At 65.9% G+C, this 19135-nt stretch carries 10 protein-coding genes; 4 read left to right on the plus strand and 6 right to left on the minus strand.

From position 1 onward, the window contains the following. Positions 1–60: 60 nt before the first annotated feature. On the plus strand, positions 61–1713 hold the full coding sequence (locus OKA04_RS10265; RefSeq protein WP_264501067.1) for an ATP-binding protein: 1653 nt from the start codon (positions 61–63) through the stop codon (positions 1711–1713). Continuing rightward, entirely contained in the window at positions 1710–3674 is a 1965-nt protein-coding gene (locus OKA04_RS10270) for a hypothetical protein (protein WP_264501068.1), read from the plus strand. The genes OKA04_RS10265 and OKA04_RS10270 overlap by 4 nt, the downstream gene beginning before the upstream one ends. A gap of 13 nt (positions 3675–3687) precedes the next feature. Here the strand turns inward: OKA04_RS10270 and OKA04_RS10275 are convergent, their stop codons facing one another. The 3 genes from OKA04_RS10275 to queG are packed head-to-tail and all read right to left on the minus strand — an operon-like array spanning position 3688 to position 6685. Next, positions 3688–5085, minus strand: a complete 1398-nt coding sequence (locus OKA04_RS10275) for a FecR domain-containing protein (RefSeq protein WP_264501069.1) — start codon at positions 5083–5085, stop codon at positions 3688–3690. Further along, on the minus strand, positions 5082–5615 hold the full coding sequence (locus tag OKA04_RS10280) for a sigma-70 family RNA polymerase sigma factor (RefSeq protein WP_264501070.1): 534 nt from the start codon (positions 5613–5615) through the stop codon (positions 5082–5084). Before OKA04_RS10280 ends, OKA04_RS10275 begins: the two co-directional genes overlap by 4 nt. Positions 5616–5653: 38 nt before the next feature. Continuing rightward, positions 5654–6685 (minus strand): tRNA epoxyqueuosine(34) reductase QueG, encoded by a 1032-nt coding sequence (queG, locus tag OKA04_RS10285; protein WP_264501071.1) that lies wholly within the window; start codon positions 6683–6685, stop codon positions 5654–5656. Between the two features lie 134 nt (positions 6686–6819). Here queG and OKA04_RS10290 point away from each other — a divergent pair, with 134 nt between their 5' ends. Beyond that, positions 6820–7719 (plus strand): sugar phosphate isomerase/epimerase family protein, encoded by a 900-nt coding sequence (locus OKA04_RS10290; RefSeq protein ID WP_264501072.1) that lies wholly within the window; start codon positions 6820–6822, stop codon positions 7717–7719. Between the two features lie 6 nt (positions 7720–7725). Here the strand turns inward: OKA04_RS10290 and OKA04_RS10295 are convergent, their stop codons facing one another. Together OKA04_RS10295 and OKA04_RS10300 are read right to left on the minus strand one after the other, a co-directional pair. Then, entirely contained in the window at positions 7726–13410 is a 5685-nt protein-coding gene (locus tag OKA04_RS10295; protein WP_264501073.1) for a lamin tail domain-containing protein, read from the minus strand. A gap of 131 nt (positions 13411–13541) precedes the next feature. After that, complete coding sequence (locus OKA04_RS10300; RefSeq protein WP_264501074.1) at positions 13542–16871, minus strand: Ig-like domain-containing protein; 3330 nt, start codon at positions 16869–16871, stop codon at positions 13542–13544. Positions 16872–17051: 180 nt separating this feature from the next. On the opposite strand from OKA04_RS10300, the gene OKA04_RS10305 reads away from it, so the two are divergent. Next, the gene (locus OKA04_RS10305) at positions 17052–17681 is read left to right on the plus strand and encodes a DUF4240 domain-containing protein (RefSeq protein WP_264501075.1); all 630 of its coding nucleotides are present in this window, start codon (positions 17052–17054) and stop codon (positions 17679–17681) included. 31 nt (positions 17682–17712) lie between these two features. On the opposite strand, the gene OKA04_RS10310 is transcribed toward OKA04_RS10305, so the two are convergent. Beyond that, entirely contained in the window at positions 17713–19134 is a 1422-nt protein-coding gene (locus OKA04_RS10310) for a DUF1501 domain-containing protein (protein ID WP_264501076.1), read from the minus strand. Between the last annotated feature and the right edge of the window lies 1 nt (position 19135).

Consider the following 19135-nt stretch of genomic DNA (forward strand, 5'->3'; position numbering starts at 1 on the left):
GAAAGCATCCGCCGCCTTTCCCATCGACATCGGGACTGCGGGCGGGTGTCTTCTTTATTGATGTCTCTTCCATCCTGGGCCACCGAGGTTGTCGCGCGCTATGAAAGCGGTGCGGCGGGGCAATTCATCCTCCATGGCAATGTGGCCGACCGCATGCTGCTGCGCTTGCCGGAGGGGCCGCGGCTGGGGCGGCTGAATGACTACCTGTTAGATGTGTTGTTGCCGCGCTTCCAGGTGGTGCTCACCTATGATCCGGGCTTTGGCCTGCGGGTGGAGCGGGGGCAGGAGATCTTCGCGGACTGGCCCGCCCTGAGGGAGATCGGCGAGCTGCCGTCGCTGCCGCTGCCCGCCATCCGGGCGATCGCGCGCTTCCTCCAGTACGCGCGGAACCTGCGTGCCGTGGGCGCGAAGCCGGTGACGGTGGCCGTGGTGCTGCGGGATGCCCAGCTCTACGTGCCGGTGCTGCCGCAGACGATGAATCACGAGCTGAGCGCCATCGCCTCGCTCATCCGCTCGTGGGGCGGGGATACCTCGCTGGCCGCGCACGGGCAGGCCATCTTCCTCGTGGCAGATCGCATCCACAGCCTGCATCCGCTGGTGGCGAACAATCCTCGCGCCGCGGAGATCGAGCTGCCGCTGCCGGATACCGCCGAGCTGGCCGGTGCGCTGGCGGTGCTCGCCCCCGAGTGCCCGCGGGCGCTGGCGGCGGACGCGGATTTCACCCGTATCGCCTCGCGGCTCGCGGGCACTTCGATCGCCGCGCTGGAGGCTTTTCTTCGTCGGCGGAATCACGCGGGCACGCCGCTCGCCGATGCGGATCTCGGTGACTTGCGAAAGGCCCTGGTGGAACGCGATGCCGGAGAGCTGATCGATTTCATCGAGCCGGATCGCAGCCTCGACGACGTGATCGGCCTGGAGGGCGTGAAGACGCGGCTGCGTCAGGACCTCGCGCTGTGGAAGCAGGATGAAGTCGCCGCGCTGCCCATGGGTTATCTTTTCTGCGGACCCGTCGGCACGGGGAAGACCTACCTCGCCGAATGCCTCGCGGGAGAGGCCGGGGTGCCGGTGGTCACGCTGCGGAATTTCCGCGATCGCTGGGTGGGCTCCACCGAGGCAAATCTGGAGAAGATCTTCGCGCTGCTACACGCGCTCGGGCGCTGCATCGTCTTCATCGACGAGGCAGACCAGGCGCTCGGCCGCCGCGCCTCGGGCAGCGGCGACTCCGGTGTCTCGAGCCGCGTTTACTCCATGCTCGCCGCGGAAATGTCCGACACGCGGAATCGCGGCAGGATCCTCTGGGTGCTCGCCTCCAGCCGGCCGGACCTGATCGAGGTGGACCTGAAGCGCCCGGGCCGCATCGACGTGAAGGTGCCCATCTTCCCCACGGCCACCGCGGCGGAGGGGATGGTCCTGCTGGGCGCACTGTGCAAGCGCCGCGGCATCCCGCTCGATGACGAGGCGAAGGCGGCGCTGCTGCCCCTGGTCCCGCAATGGCTCACGCCCGGTGCCGCCGAGGCGCTCGCGGTGAAGGCGTATCGCCTCACGAAGACCGGCACGCCTTCCCCGCAGGAGGCGCTGCATGCTTGCCTGCAAGGCTACCTGCCGCCGGTCGATCCGCTCGTCATCAAGGCGCAGATGCGGCTCGCCTCGGAGGAGGCGACCGATGCCGAATTCGTCCCCGTGGAAGTCCGCAGCTACCTCGACGCATCATGACGCCGGACTACGAGCGCTTCGCGGAGCTGGCCACGCGCCCGCTGGAGTCATTGCCCGATCTCCGCGAGGAAGCGCGGGCCGAGGTGCTCTCCCGGCTCGCGCATGGTGGCCAGGAGATCCCGGCAGACGTTGCCCGCCTGGAGGCGAAGCGCCCGTCCTCCACCGGCCGATGGGCGGGTGTCGTGGCCGCGGTGATCGTCCTGCTGGGAGCCATCGCCGCTTGGCAAGGCCGGCATGCGGTCCCCGAGCTGCGGATTCTCTCGGGAATTTTCAGCACCGTGAAGATCTTCGAGTACAAGGATGGCGTGCGTGAATCGGTGGCTCCGGAGAATCGCGACTATGTTTTCGCAGGCTTCGGCTCGTACTCCGAAGCGATCACAAATCTGGAGCGGCAATGGCAGCTCCATCCCGATGACCTCGGCATCTATGAAGAGCTGGCCCACCGGCGGCTGGCGGCGGAGCAAGGGCTGCCACCTGGTTTCAGCGAGACTTGGCAACGCCTCGACCCCGACAATGGCGTGTGGCTTTTCCTCGAAGCGATGGGCAAGCACGAGGAGTGGAAAAGCAGCGGCCCTCCTGCCGGCGAGCTCTATTCGAAGGATGCCCTAGACCTCTTGCTGAGGAGCGCGGTGGCACCGCGCCACGAGAGCCATATCCCGGCGCTCCACTCGCGGCGTTACTCGATGATCCCCCGCTCGGAAACGGTGGCGGATAACTGCGCTCTGCTTCTCCATGCCATTTCGACCTCTTTCCTGCCGACCATGAGTAACCAGCGCGAGACGCTGGATTCTTTCAATGGCGGCGTGCAGGACGCGATCGCGAGGGATGATGGCGAGCGCCTCGCCGAGTTGATCTTGGCTTGGGAGCGTCTGATCGGCAGGAAGGGTGTTGATGCCTCATCAGTGGTGGAGCAAAGCACGGCAACCGGCAGTTGGAATCATACGGGAAAGGAGATGCAGGATGCCTGCCGGAAGCTGGGTCTGACTGACCTTGAAGCCCGCCTTGATGGCCTCCAGAAAAAGTTCTCAACCCATATGGCCATGTATAGTGGGGCCATGTATCGTGGCTTACGCCGCATTGAGGAGATGGGTGTGCTAGCCCGGACGCTCTGGAGCGGCAGTGTGCTCCCGGTGGATCCCGAGCTTCACGCCCCGGGCCGCCTGGCCGAGTATGCCGTGATGGAGCGGATGCTCGGCTTGGCCGCGGCGCTCATCGTGCTGCTGTTCCTCCTGGTCATGCTGATCGAGGGCGTCCGTCGCGGGCGCAGGGTCAATGGGCTGGTGGACGGCTTGTCGCCGTTGTTCCGGCTGTCGGATGTGGCGTGGATGGTCGGACTCGGGGTCGTACTGCCCGTGGTCTGGTACTTCGGGATCACGCGGTGGACCCCGCTCGGCTTGCGCGATATCGGGATGCCTCAATACACGCCGCAGCCCGTTTTGATTCAGGCTGCCGCAGGATTGGTTTTCGTCCTCCTGATGATCGTTCAGGCGGCGCGCTGGCGTCTCGTGGCTCGTGCCGGATTTCTCGCGCTGAAGCCCGCGTGGCCGTGGGTCGGCTGGACCATGACCGCGGTCGCGGCGCTGGTGATTCCCTTGTCAGGAGCCGTGCGCTACCTACCGGGGAATGAAGAGCGATTCCTGCAGGGAGTGGCTGCCGCGGGTGGCATGGCGCTGCTGTGGCTGGTCTGGGAAGCGGGCGCGCTTGTCTTCAAGTCACGCGATACCTCGCTCGGCGGCGTCTTGCTGGCGCGGCGGATGGCGCTGCCGCTGGCATCGCTCCCGGCGCTGCTGCTCGCCTGCTGGGGACCGCTGCTCGCGACGGAGCGCCATTGGCACTCACTGGACCAGATGACGCGGGGGAACCCGGAGCGGGGCGGCCTGAACTTCACGGAATGCCGCCTCGTCGATCACATGCGCGAGAGCTTCCGGCAGGCATTTCCCGAGGCGTCGGGCACCCGTTGAAAAGCCGGGCTGCTCACTGATAGCGCACGTGGCGCACGGTCAGGCGGCTCAGCGCGAAGTCGCCGCCGTAGTCATTCCACAGCTCCAGCGTCGCGGGCATGCCCTGCGCCTCGGTATCCAACTCGGCGATCGTTTCTCCCTGCGCATTCAGCCCCGCGTGCAGGCTGATGCGGCCCGCCATGGGATCGTAGCGCAGGCTCAGGTGATGCGTGTCCAGCGCGGACAGGTTCGTCAGGCTGGACTCGCGGCCTGCCACATCGTCGCGCAGCCGCCAGCAGTGCTCCTCCCGCGCGAGCGCGACCACGGAGCACAGGCGCTTGCCCTCGGCATCCAGCAGAGTGATCCGCTCGATGCCGCTGCGCCGCGTCTTCTTGTCACCCATCACGCTCGGTGGCGTGGTGGTGAAAGTGGCCACCACCACATCGCGACCCGCGCCTGCCGGCACATCGGCAAAGACCGCGCCGAGGTGGCGGAAGCCGCCGGAGGTATCGAGCCGGTTCCCGCCCGTGGTCATCACGCCCTGCTGCTCCACCACCTTCCACGGCTTGCCCTCGTCCGGCATCTTGTTTGCCAGCACGGTGCCCACCGGCTCGCTGAAATCATCGTCGAAGATCACCCGCTCGATCGGCGGCGTCATGCGAAAGGCCCTTGGTTCCGAGGCGGCCCGCTTGCTGGGTCCGCCGTCGCGCCATGACACGGACTCCCCCGCCACCAGCACCAGCGTCTCCTGGCCAGGGCGGCTGATCTCCACGCTGCCGCCCATCACGTGGACGTCGCAGGAGCCGTCATCCTTCGCGCGGATGCCAAAGTCGGTGCCGACATGTCGCACCGTCGCGCCCGCCACCTGCACCTCGAAGTCCGGCCCCTCCGTTGCGGAGCGGAAGTAGGCCTTGCCGCGGCGCAGCTCCAGGTCGCCCTTGTTGTTGAGCAGCCGCAGGCTCGCCGTGCCGTCGATGTTCGCCTCGGCGGAGGCATTCAGTTGGGCGACCAGCATGCCGTCATGCACGTCGAGCACCTCGCCCTTTTTCCAAAATTCAGAAGTCGCCTCTTTCCCGTCGATGAGGAAATGGCTGTCCGCGGTGGCGGTCACGGTGACCCGCGGGCGATTCGCCTGGATGACCAGCGCGGTGAAAATTCCGGCCATCAGCACGGCGGCCATCGCCACCAGCATCTTGCTGACCTTGCGCCGCTTCACTTCCGGCGCCGCCACCACCTTGGCATGGGCCGCCAGGTACTCCGGCATGTCATAGGTGTCCGCCAGCATCTGGTCGGTGCACACCAGCGCGTAGTAGTCGCGGCGTGCGGCGGGATCCTGGAGCAGTGCTTCCTGGAGCCTCGCGAAGTCCTCCTTGCCGATGCTGCCATCGATCAGCTCGTGGATCAGCCGCAAGGTCTCGCTGGGACGCATCATGAACTCTCGGGTTGGTGAAGCTGGCCCTCGATGCAGCGGCGGAGGCCCGCGCGGAGCTGGTGGAGCCGTGCCTTCAGGGTGCCCACGCTGCGGTGGGTATCATTCGCCAGGGTCTCCAGTGAGCCGCCGCTCCAGTAGCGGTGGCGGAGCAGCTCGGTGTCCTTCGGCGTCAGCTTGCTGAGGCAGTTGGAGAGTGCGGCGCGCCTCTCGGGGAGCTCGTCCACCGTCTCGGCGAATTCCGTCGCGAAGAGGTCGAAGAGCTTATCGTCAAAGGTCACCATCGGCGATTTCCGCTGCTTGCGCAGGTGGCTCTTCACTTCGAGCTGGGCGATCTGGAAGGACCAGTTCTTGAAGCTCGAGCCGGGGCGGAACTTCTCCCGCTTCTTCCACAGGACCATGTTCACCGCCTGGCGGATGTCGTAGGCGGCGTGCATGTCGCCGGTGAGCGCGCGGATGAAGTAGAACAAATCCATCTGGCAGCGCGTCAGTTCGCTCACGAATTCGTCGAGATTTTCGTCATTTGAGTCCATGACTGACAAGAATGCACGGCCTGTGCCGGGCAAGGGGTTTAGTTCTCAGGTGGGATTTCCGCCAGCCTTCTGCGTATCATCCCTAGTGCCCAGAGGGCGTGCTCGGAAATCAACGGGTCCGGATCGGCGGCTGCCTTCTCCAGAGCTGGCACGTCATTGGCATCCCCGGTGTTCCCGAGGACGACACAGGCATTACGCAGGAAGCGCGGCCGTTTGATCCGCTTGATGGGCGACTTTGCGAAAAGCGTGCGGAATGCCTCGTCATCCAGCGCCAGGAAGTCCCGCGTCTTCATCGCGAAAACGGCCTCCCGGGCGTGGAAGCGAGCCTCGCGGGACTCGCGGGCGAAGCGGTTCCACGGGCACACCTCCAGGCACGCGTCGCAGCCGTAGAGCCGGTCGCCGATCGCCTCGCGGAATTCCTCGGGGATCGGGCCCTTGTGCTCGATGGTCAGGTAGGAGACGCAGCGCCGCGCATCCACCCGGCGCGGGGCGGTGATGGCCTGCGTCGGGCAGGCATCGATGCAGCGCGTGCATTTCCCGCAGTGGTCGCCGAAAGGAGCGTCCGCCGGCAGGTCCAGCGTGGTCAGCAGCTCGGCGAGGAAGAACCACGTGCCGATCTCGCGGTGGATCTGCACGGTGGATTTCCCATTCCAGCCCAGCCCGGCATCGCTGGCGAAGTCCCGCTCCAGCACCGGCCCCGTGTCCACGTAGTAGCGCTGCGTGCCGCCGAGCGCCTGCATGCCCTCGTCCATGCGGCGCAGCATCTTCTCGATGATGTCGTGGTAGTCGTCATTCCACGCGTAGCGGGCGATCCGGTAGCCCTCGCCCGCGCTACGGCCGGGATAGTAGTTCAGCGCCAGGCAGACCACGGCCTTGCAGCCGGGCAGCACCTCGCGCGGATCGCAGCGCCGCTCGGGCGTGCGTTCCATCCACGCCATCTCCCCGTGGCAGCCGTCGTCGATCCAGTCCCTGAAGGCGTCCGCATGCGTCGCCACGCGCGCCACCGCGATCCGGCAATCATCGAAGCCGGTCTCGCGGGCGAGCTGCTTGATCGCATCGGCCGGGGACATCCGGAGGACCATGGGGCGGGATGGCGCGGGAGACAACCGCGGCTTCTCCCGATGCCGCAACGCCGGCCCCGTCCCGGTTCCTCACCCGAATCGGTGGATTGAAATCCGCGGCGCAGCGGTCAGGCTTGGCCATCATGCACCGTCGGCAATTTCTCGAATCGTCCGCCCTCGCCCTGGCCGCCACCGGCGTCGCCCCGCTTTTCGCGGCGGAGACCGCGCCTGTCGCCGCTGCCGAGCGTCCGCTCGTCGTCTTCACGAAGATGCTGGAAAAGGTCCCGGCGGACGAGCTCGCGGAGAAGGTGGCGGCGCTCGGCGTGAGCGGCATCGAGGCACCGATCCGCGCGGGCGGCCACATCGAGCCGAAGGACGTGCCGGACAAGCTCCCGGCCTTCGCCGAGGCCCTCAAGAAACGCGGGCTGGAAATCACCATCCTTTCCTCCGATGTCGATCAAGTGAATGCCGAGCAAGAGGCCGTCCTGCGCACCGCCGTCTCGCTCGGGATCAAGCGCTACCGGCTGAAGCACTACCGCTACGACCTGAAGAAACCGATCGCCCCGCAGCTCGCCGACGTGCGCGCGAAGCTCATCGACATCGCGGCGATGAACAAGGAACTCGGCATCCAGGGCCAGTACCAGAACCACCGCGGCAACGACTTCGTCGGTGCGCCGGTCTGGGACATGGTGTCCGCGCTGGATGGCATCGACCCCGCCCAACTCGGCCTCGCCTTCGACCTCGCGCACGCCACCGTCGAGGGCGGAAATGCGTGGGAGCTGAACATGCACCGCGCGGCGCAGCACATCGTCTCGGTTTATTTCAAGGACTACCGCCTCGATGGCCGCCAGTGGAACCCGTGCCCGCTGGGCGAGGGCTCCGTCAATCCGCGGTCTGCCAGGCTCGTCAGCCAGCTCCTGCCCGCCGGCACGCCGGTCTCCATCCACATCGAGTACATCGGCGGCCAGGACCACGTCGCCCGCACCTTCGATGCGATGAAGAACGACGTGGCCACCTTGAGGAAATGGCTCGCTCCGGCGTGAGCCGTCTCACGGCCCGAAGACGAAGCGCGCGAAGAACCGGCCCTCCCCGGCGGGCGGCGTGATGCGGTAGTGGACGCGATCCACCGCCGGACTCGTGCTCACCCGCGTGCTGCCGAGGTATTGCGCGCCCGCGTCCACCTGCCATGAGGTGAGATTCGTGGAGACCTGCGGCGCGATGGTGCCGCCCTCCGCGGTGGCGCGGCGGGTGATGCTCATGAGGAAGGTGCCGTCCTGCGATCTCTCGAAGGTCGGCGCCAACGTCTGCTCCGCCACCTGGGGATTACCGCCGAGGAAGTATTCGTCACGCGTGGTGAAGCCGTCGCCGTCGAGGTCCTCGTCGTCGGCGTGATTGCCATTCGCTGCCTTCCATGCGGCGTAGGACTCCGTGTCGGGAAGGCCCGGCGTGCCACCGCCTGCGACTGCGCTCGCGCGCCAGTTCCGGGGATCATTGTGATCCGGTGCGGACGAGGGATTGACCAGCACCAGCGAGTAGCCGTCGCCATCCGCCTCCACCGGCCACGGCGCGGTGTCGCTGTAGGTGAAGTCGTGCAGCACGGTGCCATTCGCCGCGACGAGGCGGATCTGCTCGCCGGAGTTGCTCAGGTTGTTCGGGAAGGTCCCCGCGATCGGCCTGCCGGTCCCGAATGCCGCATTGAAGGCAGCCGTGTCCTTCACCACCAGGATGCGCGCGCCCGCGGCCAATTGCGTGCCGCCGGGGAAGGTGAAGGTGAGCCCGGCATTGAAGTTCACGCTGCTCATGTCGAGCGTCGCATTCGAGATGTTCGTCAGCTCGATGTACTCGGTGAGCTCGTCGCCGCCCGGCGGATTGTAGTAGATCTCCGAGACGACCAGCGTGGACGAGGTCGGGAGGGAGACTCCGCCGGTATTCGTGACCACGATGCTGTCGCTGCCGACCACGGCACCGGAGAAGTCCACGGCTTCCAGCGTGATCGCATTCGGCCCCATGGCGACGGGCACGGCCACCTCCCACGCGGTCGATGAGGTCCACGTCACGGCCAGCGGCACGGTGGACCCGGCGAGGCGGATGTCGCGGACATTCACCCATCCCGTGCCCGCGAGCGTCACCGGGCTGAAGGGCGTCGAGAAATTCGCGCCGCCATTCGTGGTGATGTCGAAGCCGATGCTCGGCGTGTCACTCTGGATCGCGCCGAGGATGTAGTTCGAGCGCGTGTTGATGTACGAGAGGTGACCCGCGAAGTCCTCGCCGGGCAGCAGGCTGCCGAAGTGCGTCGCCCACGGACCGAGGTAGGACTGGTTGAAGAACTTCGTGCAGATGTGATGCAGGTGGCCGAGGTAGAGGCGGCGGCGTGCGGGATTTGCCACCAGCTTCTGCAGCTCCGAGCACTCGAAGATGTTCCGCGTCGCGTTGAACGCGTAGTCCATGTCGTGCGGGAAGTAGAGCACGCGACCATCCGGGCGGGCGTAGAAGATCCCGTTGTGGTTCGAGTTGTCGAAGAACGAGTCACCCGCGCCGGTCACGCACGCGTGGGCCAGCGCCTGCAGCCACTGGTTCACGTCGATCACGTCGGACAGCCCGTTCTCGAAGGCACTGCCGCTCTTCCCGAATTGCTTCGAGGCGGCCATGATGCGGGAGTAGTCGTCCTTGTCCTCGTTGTTCTCGAGGAGGAAATTCCAGCGGTAGTTCTCCTTGTCGTCGCCCAGGTTGGTGAGGTCGGTGCCGACGACATTGTCGGGCTGGGGCAGCTTGAAGCCGTTGGAGTCCGTGGTAGTGGGGTAGTAGATCAGCTCGTATTCCCACGCCGTGCCGTCGCTGCCGTTGTTGAACTGCGAGTCGAGGAAGACGTCGTTGAAGCGGGCCAACTGGAGGATCGCGGAACTGGTGTGCGCGGGATTCGGCGCGATCACCTTGCAGAGGTCGTTGTACTCCGCGGGGATGCTGCCCGCGACGGCCATCGTGTGGTCGAAGAGGATCTCCTTGCAGCCCGGCTCCTGTCCTTCCGAGCGGTCGATGGCGATGGTGCCGTGGATGCCGCGGAAAAGCTGCTGCTTGTTGAAGCCGAGATTGAAGCCGACGCGCTGCGCCTGGGGGCGGCCGCGCTGGCTGCTCTTCAGCCGCACGCCGACCTCGTAGTAGATCTCTGTCTCATTGTAGATGACCGTGCAGCCGAGGCGCTCGTTGCTCATCAGGTTGTTCGTCCGGTAGAGCAGCTCCTTGTCCGCGGGGTCCATGACGATGCGGATGTTGTGCAGGCCGTTGGTCGCGGCGAGGCCGTCATTCACCTGGTAGAGCGCGTGCGATTCCGCGCCGTCCGCAGGGAAATACGAGGTCCGCGCAGGCACCGCGGCATCGGTGGCGGAGACGTGGAAGCGCACCACGCTGGCCGCGGATTGCCCGGGGATCATGCCATTGTAGGTCGTCCCGTCGCCGACCGGGGTCATCGGCACGGTGGAGAATGCCCCGCCATCGACCGAGTAGTGGAGGGCCAGCGTGCCGATGCCATCGGGGTCCGCGACAGCCGCCGTGACCGTCACGCTCGCACCGGGTGCAGGCACCGCGGGCGAGTGGATGAATTTCGTGAAGCCGGGGCCGACATTCGGCGCGGCGGTCGAGTTCGCCGCGCCGGGCGTGCCTGGGTTTTCCACGCGCGTCAGCTCGGTGGTCTTGGCGCAGCGGTTGAAGTAGAGGCGGGTATTCAGGCGGTTCGATCCGCCGAGCCACTTGGCGCGGTAGCGGATCTCGTAGGTGCGGCCGTTCACGACCACTTCGCCGTTGGCGAGCGTCGTCTCCACGTGATTGTGCATGTGCTCGGTCGGCCCCTTCGCGGAAAGGTGAAGCACCGGATTCCCCGGCTGGTCCGGGTCGTCGATGATCCGGGCGTGGCGGTGATTGCCGAGGAAGCGCCAGCCATTGGTGCCGGAGCTGAAGTTCCCGTTCGCGATCATCTGCACCGCGGTCGTATCCGGGTTCTCGATGACGGCGATGTCATCGATCAGCACGTCGCCACCGTCCAGCAGGCCGAAGACGAATTCGCGCCACTGGTTGTCCGGTCCCACGCTGCTGGGCGTGGCGGTCATGCGGTAGCTGTAGGTCTGCCACGTGCGGCGCGAGCTTTCATCGCTGGCGGCCCAGGACTCGGGCAGGGAATTGTCCGCGCGGGGATTGCGGAGCTCCATGGTCGAGCCCTCGCCATCGGCGGCACCCGGCCAGCGGCCGCCGTCGAAGTATCGCACCTCGTCCGCGGGATTCCCCACGCTGTCGAGCAGTGTCACGAGTTCGCCGCTGTTGGCCAGGCTGCCGGACCACGGGCCGAGCACCGTCGTGCCGCCCGGCACGGTGAAGTTCCCCGGGCTCTTCGCGACCACGAGATAGCCGCCTGCGGGCAGCATGGTATTCGCCGGGAAGGTGTAGGTGATCCCGCTGCTGAATCGCCATCCGCCGAGATTCACCGGTGTGGTGCCGCGGTTGAAGAGCTCGATCCACTCCTTGTCCGCGCTCGTCGGGGTCACGCCCGGTGGATTGTAGCAGAGCTCGTTGATGACGATGTTCTGCTGGAAGGAGAAGGCATTCGCCGATCCGGGCGTGGCGGTGGACGGGTAGAGCCAGAGGCCCGGCCATGAGCTGTGGCGTCCGCGCGGGACGGCATCCGCGAGCTGCGCATCCACGGGGGCACCGCTCGGCGCGCGCAGGATGATCTTGTCACCCGTGCCCGGGCGGAAGCCGAGCTGGACGTGATTGAAATGAAGCACGCCGCCCGCGGGGATGGTGGTGGACGGCAGGTTGTCGATGGCATCTTCCGAGCCTGAGACTTCCAGCTTGTAGCCGCTCGCCGAGATCGGCTGCGCGGTCGGATTCCGCACCTCGATGAAGAAGGTCGCGGCACCCGATGCGGCGATTTCATTCAGCTCCAGCGTGCCCGGCAGGTCCGGGTCCACGGGCGTCTCGATGCCTCGCAGGTTTGCGGTGAAGTAGGCGGTATTGTCCGAGGCTCCCGTGTGCACGGATACGGCCAGCACGTTCGTGCCGCTGACCAGCGCGCCCGAGGGGACGGTCTGGTAGTCCGTGGTCTCCGGCGAGGCGAGGTCGGCCAGAGCGGAGGTCCCGTAGTTCGCCGTGCCCGCGGGCATGCCCTTGCGGGAGATCTCCTGGCCATTGAGGTAAAAGACCGCACCATCCGCCACCGTGTGGCCCAGCTCCAGCACCGTGCGCGCGGGGTCGCCGGTGAAGGTGAAGGATTTCCGGTAGTACGACGTCGAGGAATTCGCCGCGAGGGTCGTGCGCGCGCTGCTGTCGGGGAAGGCGGTTGTGAGACCATACTTCGCCTCGAGGTAGGCACCTGTGGCCTGAAAGTCGGATTCGCTCAGAGCGTCGCGATAGACTAGCAACTCGGCGATATCGCCATTGAAGCCGGTATTCCCGCCACCGGCATGCCGGGCGATCACGATGGGCTGCGGCGTCAGGTTCCCACCGGTATCCGTGGAGGTGGCCTCCATCACGCCATCCACCCAGATCTCGAAGCGGCTCGCCGCGGGATTCCGCCGCACCGCCACGATCTGGAATTGGGTGGTCGAGATCGGCGTCGTGGAGATCGGGCCGCCGATGCCGGTATTGTCGTCGTAGCGCTTCTGGAAGCCATACCGGCCATTCACCGCCTTCAGCGAGGCGAGCGGGATCTCCGACGTCGTCGTCATGCGGTCGAAGAGGAAGGCCCCGGCGCCGTCTGACATGCCGCCGCTCACGGGCGTCGCATTCGCACGGCAGACGATGAAGTAAACGAAGCCCGAGGTGGGCGCGATGCCCGGCGAGATCGAGGTGCGGAAATCGTCGTTCCCATCGAAGTCGATCGCCGGTTCACCGCTCGGCGTGGCATTCACCTCGAAGGCGGGATTGCTGCTCGCGGTGCCGTCCTGCGCCACCCCGTCGCCGGTGGCCGTGTCGTGCCACGTCGTGACGGTCTGGCCATTCGTGTAGCCCGTCACCGCCCCGGCGCGGTAGCGCTGGACGAGATCCGCAGTGACCCCGAGCACCGGCCCGGTGCCTGCGGTGGCAAAGGGGGCTTGGCCTTGCGACCAGGAGTTGTCGTTGAAATTGGTATTCACCCAGGTGCCCGCCGGACCGGAGGTCGCGTCGCGATAGCGCCACGTCGTGTTCCCGTCGGTGAGGGAGTGGATGATCGGTTGGTCGGGCGAGCGGAAATTCAGCGCGCCCGGTGTGCCAGCGGAGAAGCGCCAGTTCGCGGGATCTTCCGAGCTGGTGCCCGCGCGGCGTTTCGCGAGCGTCGCGCCTGCGCCGTCCGGAGCCACCGGCCATGGCGCGACATCGGCGTAGTCGATGCGATCCATCAGGCGGCGGGTCGGGCTCAGCAGGTCGATGGTCTCGCCGCTGTTCGAGAGGTTCCCGGCGAAGGGCCCCAGCACGCCGGGGACGCCGGCGAGCGATGCATGGCCCGGTGTCTTCGCGACCACCCGGTAGCCGCCGCCGGGGATGATGGTGCCGGGGGGGAAGACGTAGTCGATGCCATCCGACAGCGACCAGCCGGAGAGGTCGATGTTCACCGCCATCTGGTTGTGCAACTCCACCCACTCTGCGTCCTGTCCGGAGGCCGGGTTGTAGTTCAGCTCGCTGAAGGTGACCACCGCGTCGGGCGTGTCAGCGAGGAGGGGAGTGGCGGCAAAGATGCCGAGCAGAGGGAGCCATTTCGAAGGTGACATCGGGGAAAATCGGAAAGGACTGAGGGAGAAAAGATGAACGGGCGGGGAGAGATGGTGCTTTCTATAAAAAAGGACTCCGCGGACCAGTGAAGGTCCGCGGAGTCATGTAGGTCTTCAGGAGACGGGTCCGGTCATTCCGTGTAGGAGATGCGGTAGAAGGCCCGCACTGCCGGTGGATCCTCGTCCAGCACGGTCACGACGCCCGATGCCGGGGCCACTTCCGTGTCCACCGTGATCCAGCTATCGGCCAGCAGCGTGGTCGAGCGTTGCAGGATGTAGGTGGCACCGGGAGTGCCGGTGAAGGTGCCGGTGACGCTTCCGCCGGTCAGGTCCACTGCCAGGGTCATCTGGCCGGGAGCTCCGCTTGCGGCGGCGGTCACGTTGATGAGCACGCTGCCGACCGAGGAGATACCGCCCCATCCGTCATTCACCGTGTAGGTGAAGCCGTCCAGGCCGGTGAAGCCGGGTGCCGGGGTGTAGTAGAGGTAGCCCCCGTCGCGGGTGACCGTGCCGCCGTTGAAGCTGGTGGCGCCGAAGGTCTCCAGCTCCAGCGTGTCATTGTCGGCATCGGTATCGTTGGCGAGCATCTGCGCGTTGATGTCGATCTCGAGCTGTGTGCCCACCGTGGTGCTGAGGCTGTCATCGACCACCACCGGGATGGCATTGGTGACCGCGACGGTCGCCACGTTGCTATCGACGGAGGACACGCTGTTCGTCACGCGCACCTTGTAGTCCGCGCCGTCCGATATGTCGGAGATAATCACGTCCAGGGTGGGCTGGTCCGCGCCGGGGATCGGGGTAGTCCCACGATACCACTGGTAAGTCAGCGGGGCCGAGCCGGTGGCTCCTGCAACCAGCGTGATGTTGCCGTTGTGCACGCCCGGTCCACCCTGCGGCTGCAGCGTGATGTGCGGCGGGGTGCCCGCGGGGATGATGCCGGCGGCACGGAAGTCCACGACATGCAGGCCGGTGTAGCCCTGCTGCGCATCCGCATTGTTGACCACGAAGTCAATGGTGTTGACTCCAGCGATCAATCCTGGGGCGTTGGTTGTGTTGATCGTGAAGGGAAGCAACTCACCGAAGGTGTTTCCGGTGTGGGTCAGGCCGGTTGCCACGGTGTTCACGCGGATCGCGACCCCGTTGTTGTCGGATGCCCAGCGTCCCGTGATCTGCACCGTTGAGATGTCGTAGCCCGTCAGGTCGACGGTCGTGCGGTAGACATAGGTGCCGGGGCCTTCGCCTGCATCTGCATTCAAGCCGGCTGCGCCACCGGTGAAAGCACGCGGTCCGATCCAAGTGGAGGTGCCGGTGTGCGGCACCCATGGCGGGGTCGGGATCGGATTCTGAACGAAGGCCATGGTGCTCCCGATATTGTCGGGATTCGCGAGCAGGGTGTAGTGGGTATCGACGGTGCCCTGGGCTAGGGCAACACCGAGATTGTCGACACCGGTGTTGAAGAGGCCAGGTGCGCGTTGCAGGACGGTGATCACGGCCGGGTTGCTCGTCGTGGAGGAGACGCTGTTCGTCGACACCAGCGTGTAGCTGCCGGCATCCGCGAGCTGGATGTCTACAAGCTCGAGCTCAGGTTGGTCAGCACCCGGGATGTCCACGTTGTTGCGCTTCCACTGGTAGGTCAGCGTGGAGCTGCCGTTCGCGGCCCCGCGCAGGATGAAGCTGCCGCCCTCGCTGATGGTAGTGCCGAGCGGCTGGAGCGTGAAGCTGGGAGCCACTCCGACCATCGCATCCACCTCGCGGTTCGAGGAGGCATAGACGTGGATCGTCTTGTTCCCGTCGGTGGCGTAGTCGATACCGAAGTCCTTGATCTTCGCCGTGCCACTGGCATCCGCCGTGTAGACGCAGTCGAAGCGCGCCCCGCGGTTGTCGCCATACTGGTCCTGATTGAGAATCTGTGCGTTCTCGCCCGGAGCGCCATACATCGCTCCCTGGCGGACGCCGGTTTCCCAGCCGACGGTGTAGAGGGAGAAGACATACTGCTTCCCTGGGGTCAATCCGCTCAGGCTGAAGGTGCTAGGGGCACCGCCATGAATGAAGTCCTTAGCGATGGTGGCCGAGTAGCCAGTGATGGTGTTTGCGTCATTCGTGTAGACACCCGGCATGCCTGTGACGGCGCAGTTCGTACCGGAGGGATTCTGCCCTCCGATGCCCACGAAGTTCACGCCGTTGATGTTCTGGCTGACCGTGGAGGCGTAGCTCTGGGCGTGGGTGTAGACGTGGTTCGGGCTGGCGCCGGAGTCCGCGTCGTTGTTCCACTCATGGATGGTCCAGTTGACGGCCGGCGGCCTTGCCGTGGCCTCGCGGTTGCAGAAGGCGCTGACGTGGAAGTCGAGGCTCTGCGACAGCGCGGGGAAGGAGACCGTGACCGGGGTGCCGGTCGCATCCGTCGTATAGGTGTACTTCACCTTCAGGCCCTTGTTCTGGCCGTATTGGTTCAGGTTGACGCTGTAGGGCGTCCCTCCGAGGCTGCTGTTGAAGGTGACCGTGCGGTGCGGGGTCGAGCCCGTCGCCGAGTCCCAGGCGACACCATAGACGGTGAAGACGTACTGGGTATTCGGCTTCAGGTTTTCCAGCGTCAGCGACGGCAGCGCGCCGTAGCGGAAGGGCGTGGCAAGTGCTGCGCTGTCCCCGGTGATCTGGACGACTCCGGCCCCGAACTGTGCGGTGGAATTCAGCCCGTTCCACGTGAAGAGACCCGGCAGGGTGCCCTGGCGACCGAAGAACTGCACGCCATTGACGGTGGTGTTCGTCGTGTTGCCCAGCTTGAAGGCGTGGGTGTAGATGAAGCTGGAGTCGATCCCCGAGTCCGCGTCGCCCGTCCATGCCGAGTGGCTCCAGGCATTGCTCGAGGGCACCACGCTCACATTGTCGAGGAGCAGCGTGTGGTCGCCCGAGGTGCGCGCGTTCTCAAAGGTGAGCTCGTGGCTCGTGCCGGTGGCCGTGAATTCGAAGGCCGCGGTCCGGTAGGGAGTGGCGTCCACCGCCGTCGCGACGCGCGACACTTCCGCGATGACCGGATCACCCGTGCCGTCCGACGACATCCGGAGGTATGGCAGGTTGATCGGGGTGTTCGAGCGGGCGTTCACGCGGACGGTGACGGTGTACTTCGTCCCGATGGTCAGGCCGGTCACCGTGGTCTTCAGCGTGGACGTGGTCGTGCCGCCGGACTGTAGGAAGCCGACATTCACGCCGCCGGGAATCGCGCCGTTGTTCGCAAAGGGCGAGCTGGTCGCGGGGTTCTGGCCCACGCGGTCGGCGGGAGAGCCCGTCCAACCGGTGATGGGGCCGTTGGCCGCTCCGCTGATGTAGCCTGGGAACGTGCTGAAATTGTTGGACTCGAAACCCGGGTTGGTGAGCGTCTGCGCCACCACCGGGTTTGGGGAGAGCAGGAGCACCGAGGCGAGACTACTCGCCAGTGCCCCCGTGTAGCTGAGGGTTGGTTTCATGGGTAACTGGGTTCTTCATCCTGTAGTCCGGCCAAACAAGGAGACCGGCACCGATGAACCCCGCTTTTAGCCTGAGTCCCGTGGGAGGCGACGGAATTGGATTCCCAATCCGTGCCAAAATGCGCGCATTTGTTAGAACAGGGCGGCTTCCCTTGTAGGCCGGGACTTCGCCATGCGTGCATGTGCGTGGGGATCGGCGAGGCGCTGTATCGCTTTGGCGTCAAGCGCGTCCTGTGGCTGTGGGGAATCCCGGAAGCAAAGTATGATCCTCACATGTTTTCGCTTTCCGCCGCCGTCTCATCTGCTTTCGTCGCGGCCCGCATGGACAAGAACGCTTTCTGGAAACTGCTCGACGGCCTCGACGCCGAGGATGCCGCCGCTGAACTCGCCGCCCGTCTCGAAGACCTCGAACCGGCGGAGATCGCGGAATTCCAGCGCCACTTCGACGAAGCCCACGAAGCCGCCTACATCTGGTCGCTGTGGGGTGCCGCCTACCTCATGGAGGGTGGCTGCTCGGACGATGGCTTCATGGACTTCCGCTACGGCCTGATCTCCCGCGGACAGAAAGTCTACGAGGCCGCGCTGGCCGATCCCGACACGCTCGCCGACCTGGTGGGCGATGACGACTTCATCTCGAACGAGGAATTCGGCTACGTCGCGGGGCAGGTGTACCAGTCGATCACCGACGAGGAGATCCCACGCTCCGACAACCCGCCGGCCCTGGAGCCGACGGGTGAAGAGTGGGACTTCGAGGATATGGACCTCAATGCCGAGAAGCTGCCGAAGCTGACGGCGAAGTTCGGCGATTGAGGCCCGGAACCGGGTGGCCCGCGGGGCGGCCTTACGCCCCGAACAAGCTCATCACGGGTTTGCCCTTTCCGTCCTCGGTGACGTAGAAGGGGCGCTTCTCGATGTCATAGACCATCTTCGGGCTGATGCCCATCGCGGTGAAGATGGTGGCGTGGAGGTCGGTGATATTCACCGGGTCCTTCACGGCGACCAGCGGGCGCTCGTCCGCGGTCGCGCCGTGGATGTGGCCCTTCTTCACGCCGCCGCCAAACATGACGACGGACGAGCCGCCGGTGAAGTGGCGGTGCAGGCCGTAGTGGGTGGCATTCTCCAGCGTGTCGGACTTCACCGTGGCCTGGTCCTTCGCCTCGGAGCCGGGGACGCCCTCGATCATCATGTCGCGGCTGAATTCCGTGGCGATGATGACCAGCGTGCGGTCCAGCATCTTCCGTTCCTCAAGGTCGCGGATCAGGCGGGCGATGGGGCGGTCGATTTCCTGCTTCAGGCGGACGGTGGTCTCGTGGCCGTTCTCGTGGGTGTCCCAGTGGAGGAAGGGGACATACTCGGTGGTCACCTCGATGAAGCGGGCACCGGCTTCCGCCATGCGGCGGGCGAGCAGGCAGCCGCGGCCGAAGCGGCCCGGGCCGTAGGCATCCAGCGTGGCCTTTGACTCGCGGGTCAGGTCGAAGGCTTCCTTCTCCTTCGAGCCGAGCAGGCGGTGGGCATTCTCCAGCGAGCGGAGCATGGACTCCTGCTGGTGGTCGCTCATGAAGTCGCGCTGCGGATTGGCATCCACGAGCTTGCGGTAGAGCTTGTAGCGGTTCGCGAAGCGACCGGCGTCCATGCCTTCCGGCGGGCGCACGGAGCGTGCGGCCTCGTCGGGGTAGGGGAGATTGAAGGGACCGTACTCCGCGCCGAAGAATCCGGCGGTGGTGAAGGCCTTCAGCTCCTCGCTCTCGCCGATGCCTTCCAGGCGCTGGCCGATATTCACGAAGGCAGGCATCACCGGATTCCGCGGGCCGAGCACGCGCGCCATCCATGCGCCGATGTGGGGCGCGGCGACGGTCTGCGGCGGCACGTAGCCGGTGTGCCAGTGGTACTGGTGGCGCGAGTGGAGGATGGAGCCCAGGTCGGGCTGCACGTGCGAGCGGATCACCGTGGCGCGGTCCATCAGCTTCGCGATTTCCTCGAGGCCCTTGCTGATCTTCAGACCGTCCACCGAGGTATCGATCTCGGGGAAGGTGCTGAGGATCTTCTCGATGGGCAGGCCTTTCTCGTAGGGGCGGTAGCCCTTCGGGTCAAAGGTCTCCGGGGAGGCCATGCCGCCCGCCATCCAGAGCAGGATGCAGCAGTCGGCGGTGGCCTTCGGATGGACGACCTCTTCATTGCCATAGGCGCGCGGCGCGCCGGACATGGCTGCTGCGAGGCTGGAGGCGGAGAGGGCCTTGAGGAACGTACGACGGGTATGGTCCATG

The sequence above is a fragment of the Luteolibacter flavescens genome, assembly GCF_025950085.1.
GTDB lineage: Bacteria > Verrucomicrobiota > Verrucomicrobiia > Verrucomicrobiales > Akkermansiaceae > Haloferula > Haloferula flavescens.

Coding starts and splice junctions, on each gene's coding strand:
- OKA04_RS10310 (WP_264501076.1), bottom strand. CDS start 19,134: ATGGACCATACCCGTCGTACGTTCCTCAAGGCCCTCTCCGCCTCCAGC.
- OKA04_RS10305 (WP_264501075.1), top strand. CDS start 17,052: ATGTGCGTGGGGATCGGCGAGGCGCTGTATCGCTTTGGCGTCAAGCGC.
- OKA04_RS10300 (WP_264501074.1), bottom strand. CDS start 16,871: ATGAAACCAACCCTCAGCTACACGGGGGCACTGGCGAGTAGTCTCGCC.
- OKA04_RS10270 (WP_264501068.1), top strand. CDS start 1,710: ATGACGCCGGACTACGAGCGCTTCGCGGAGCTGGCCACGCGCCCGCTG.
- OKA04_RS10280 (WP_264501070.1), bottom strand. CDS start 5,615: ATGGACTCAAATGACGAAAATCTCGACGAATTCGTGAGCGAACTGACG.
- OKA04_RS10295 (WP_264501073.1), bottom strand. CDS start 13,410: ATGTCACCTTCGAAATGGCTCCCTCTGCTCGGCATCTTTGCCGCCACT.
- OKA04_RS10290 (WP_264501072.1), top strand. CDS start 6,820: ATGCACCGTCGGCAATTTCTCGAATCGTCCGCCCTCGCCCTGGCCGCC.
- queG (WP_264501071.1), bottom strand. CDS start 6,685: ATGTCCCCGGCCGATGCGATCAAGCAGCTCGCCCGCGAGACCGGCTTC.
- OKA04_RS10265 (WP_264501067.1), top strand. CDS start 61: ATGTCTCTTCCATCCTGGGCCACCGAGGTTGTCGCGCGCTATGAAAGC.
- OKA04_RS10275 (WP_264501069.1), bottom strand. CDS start 5,085: ATGATGCGTCCCAGCGAGACCTTGCGGCTGATCCACGAGCTGATCGAT.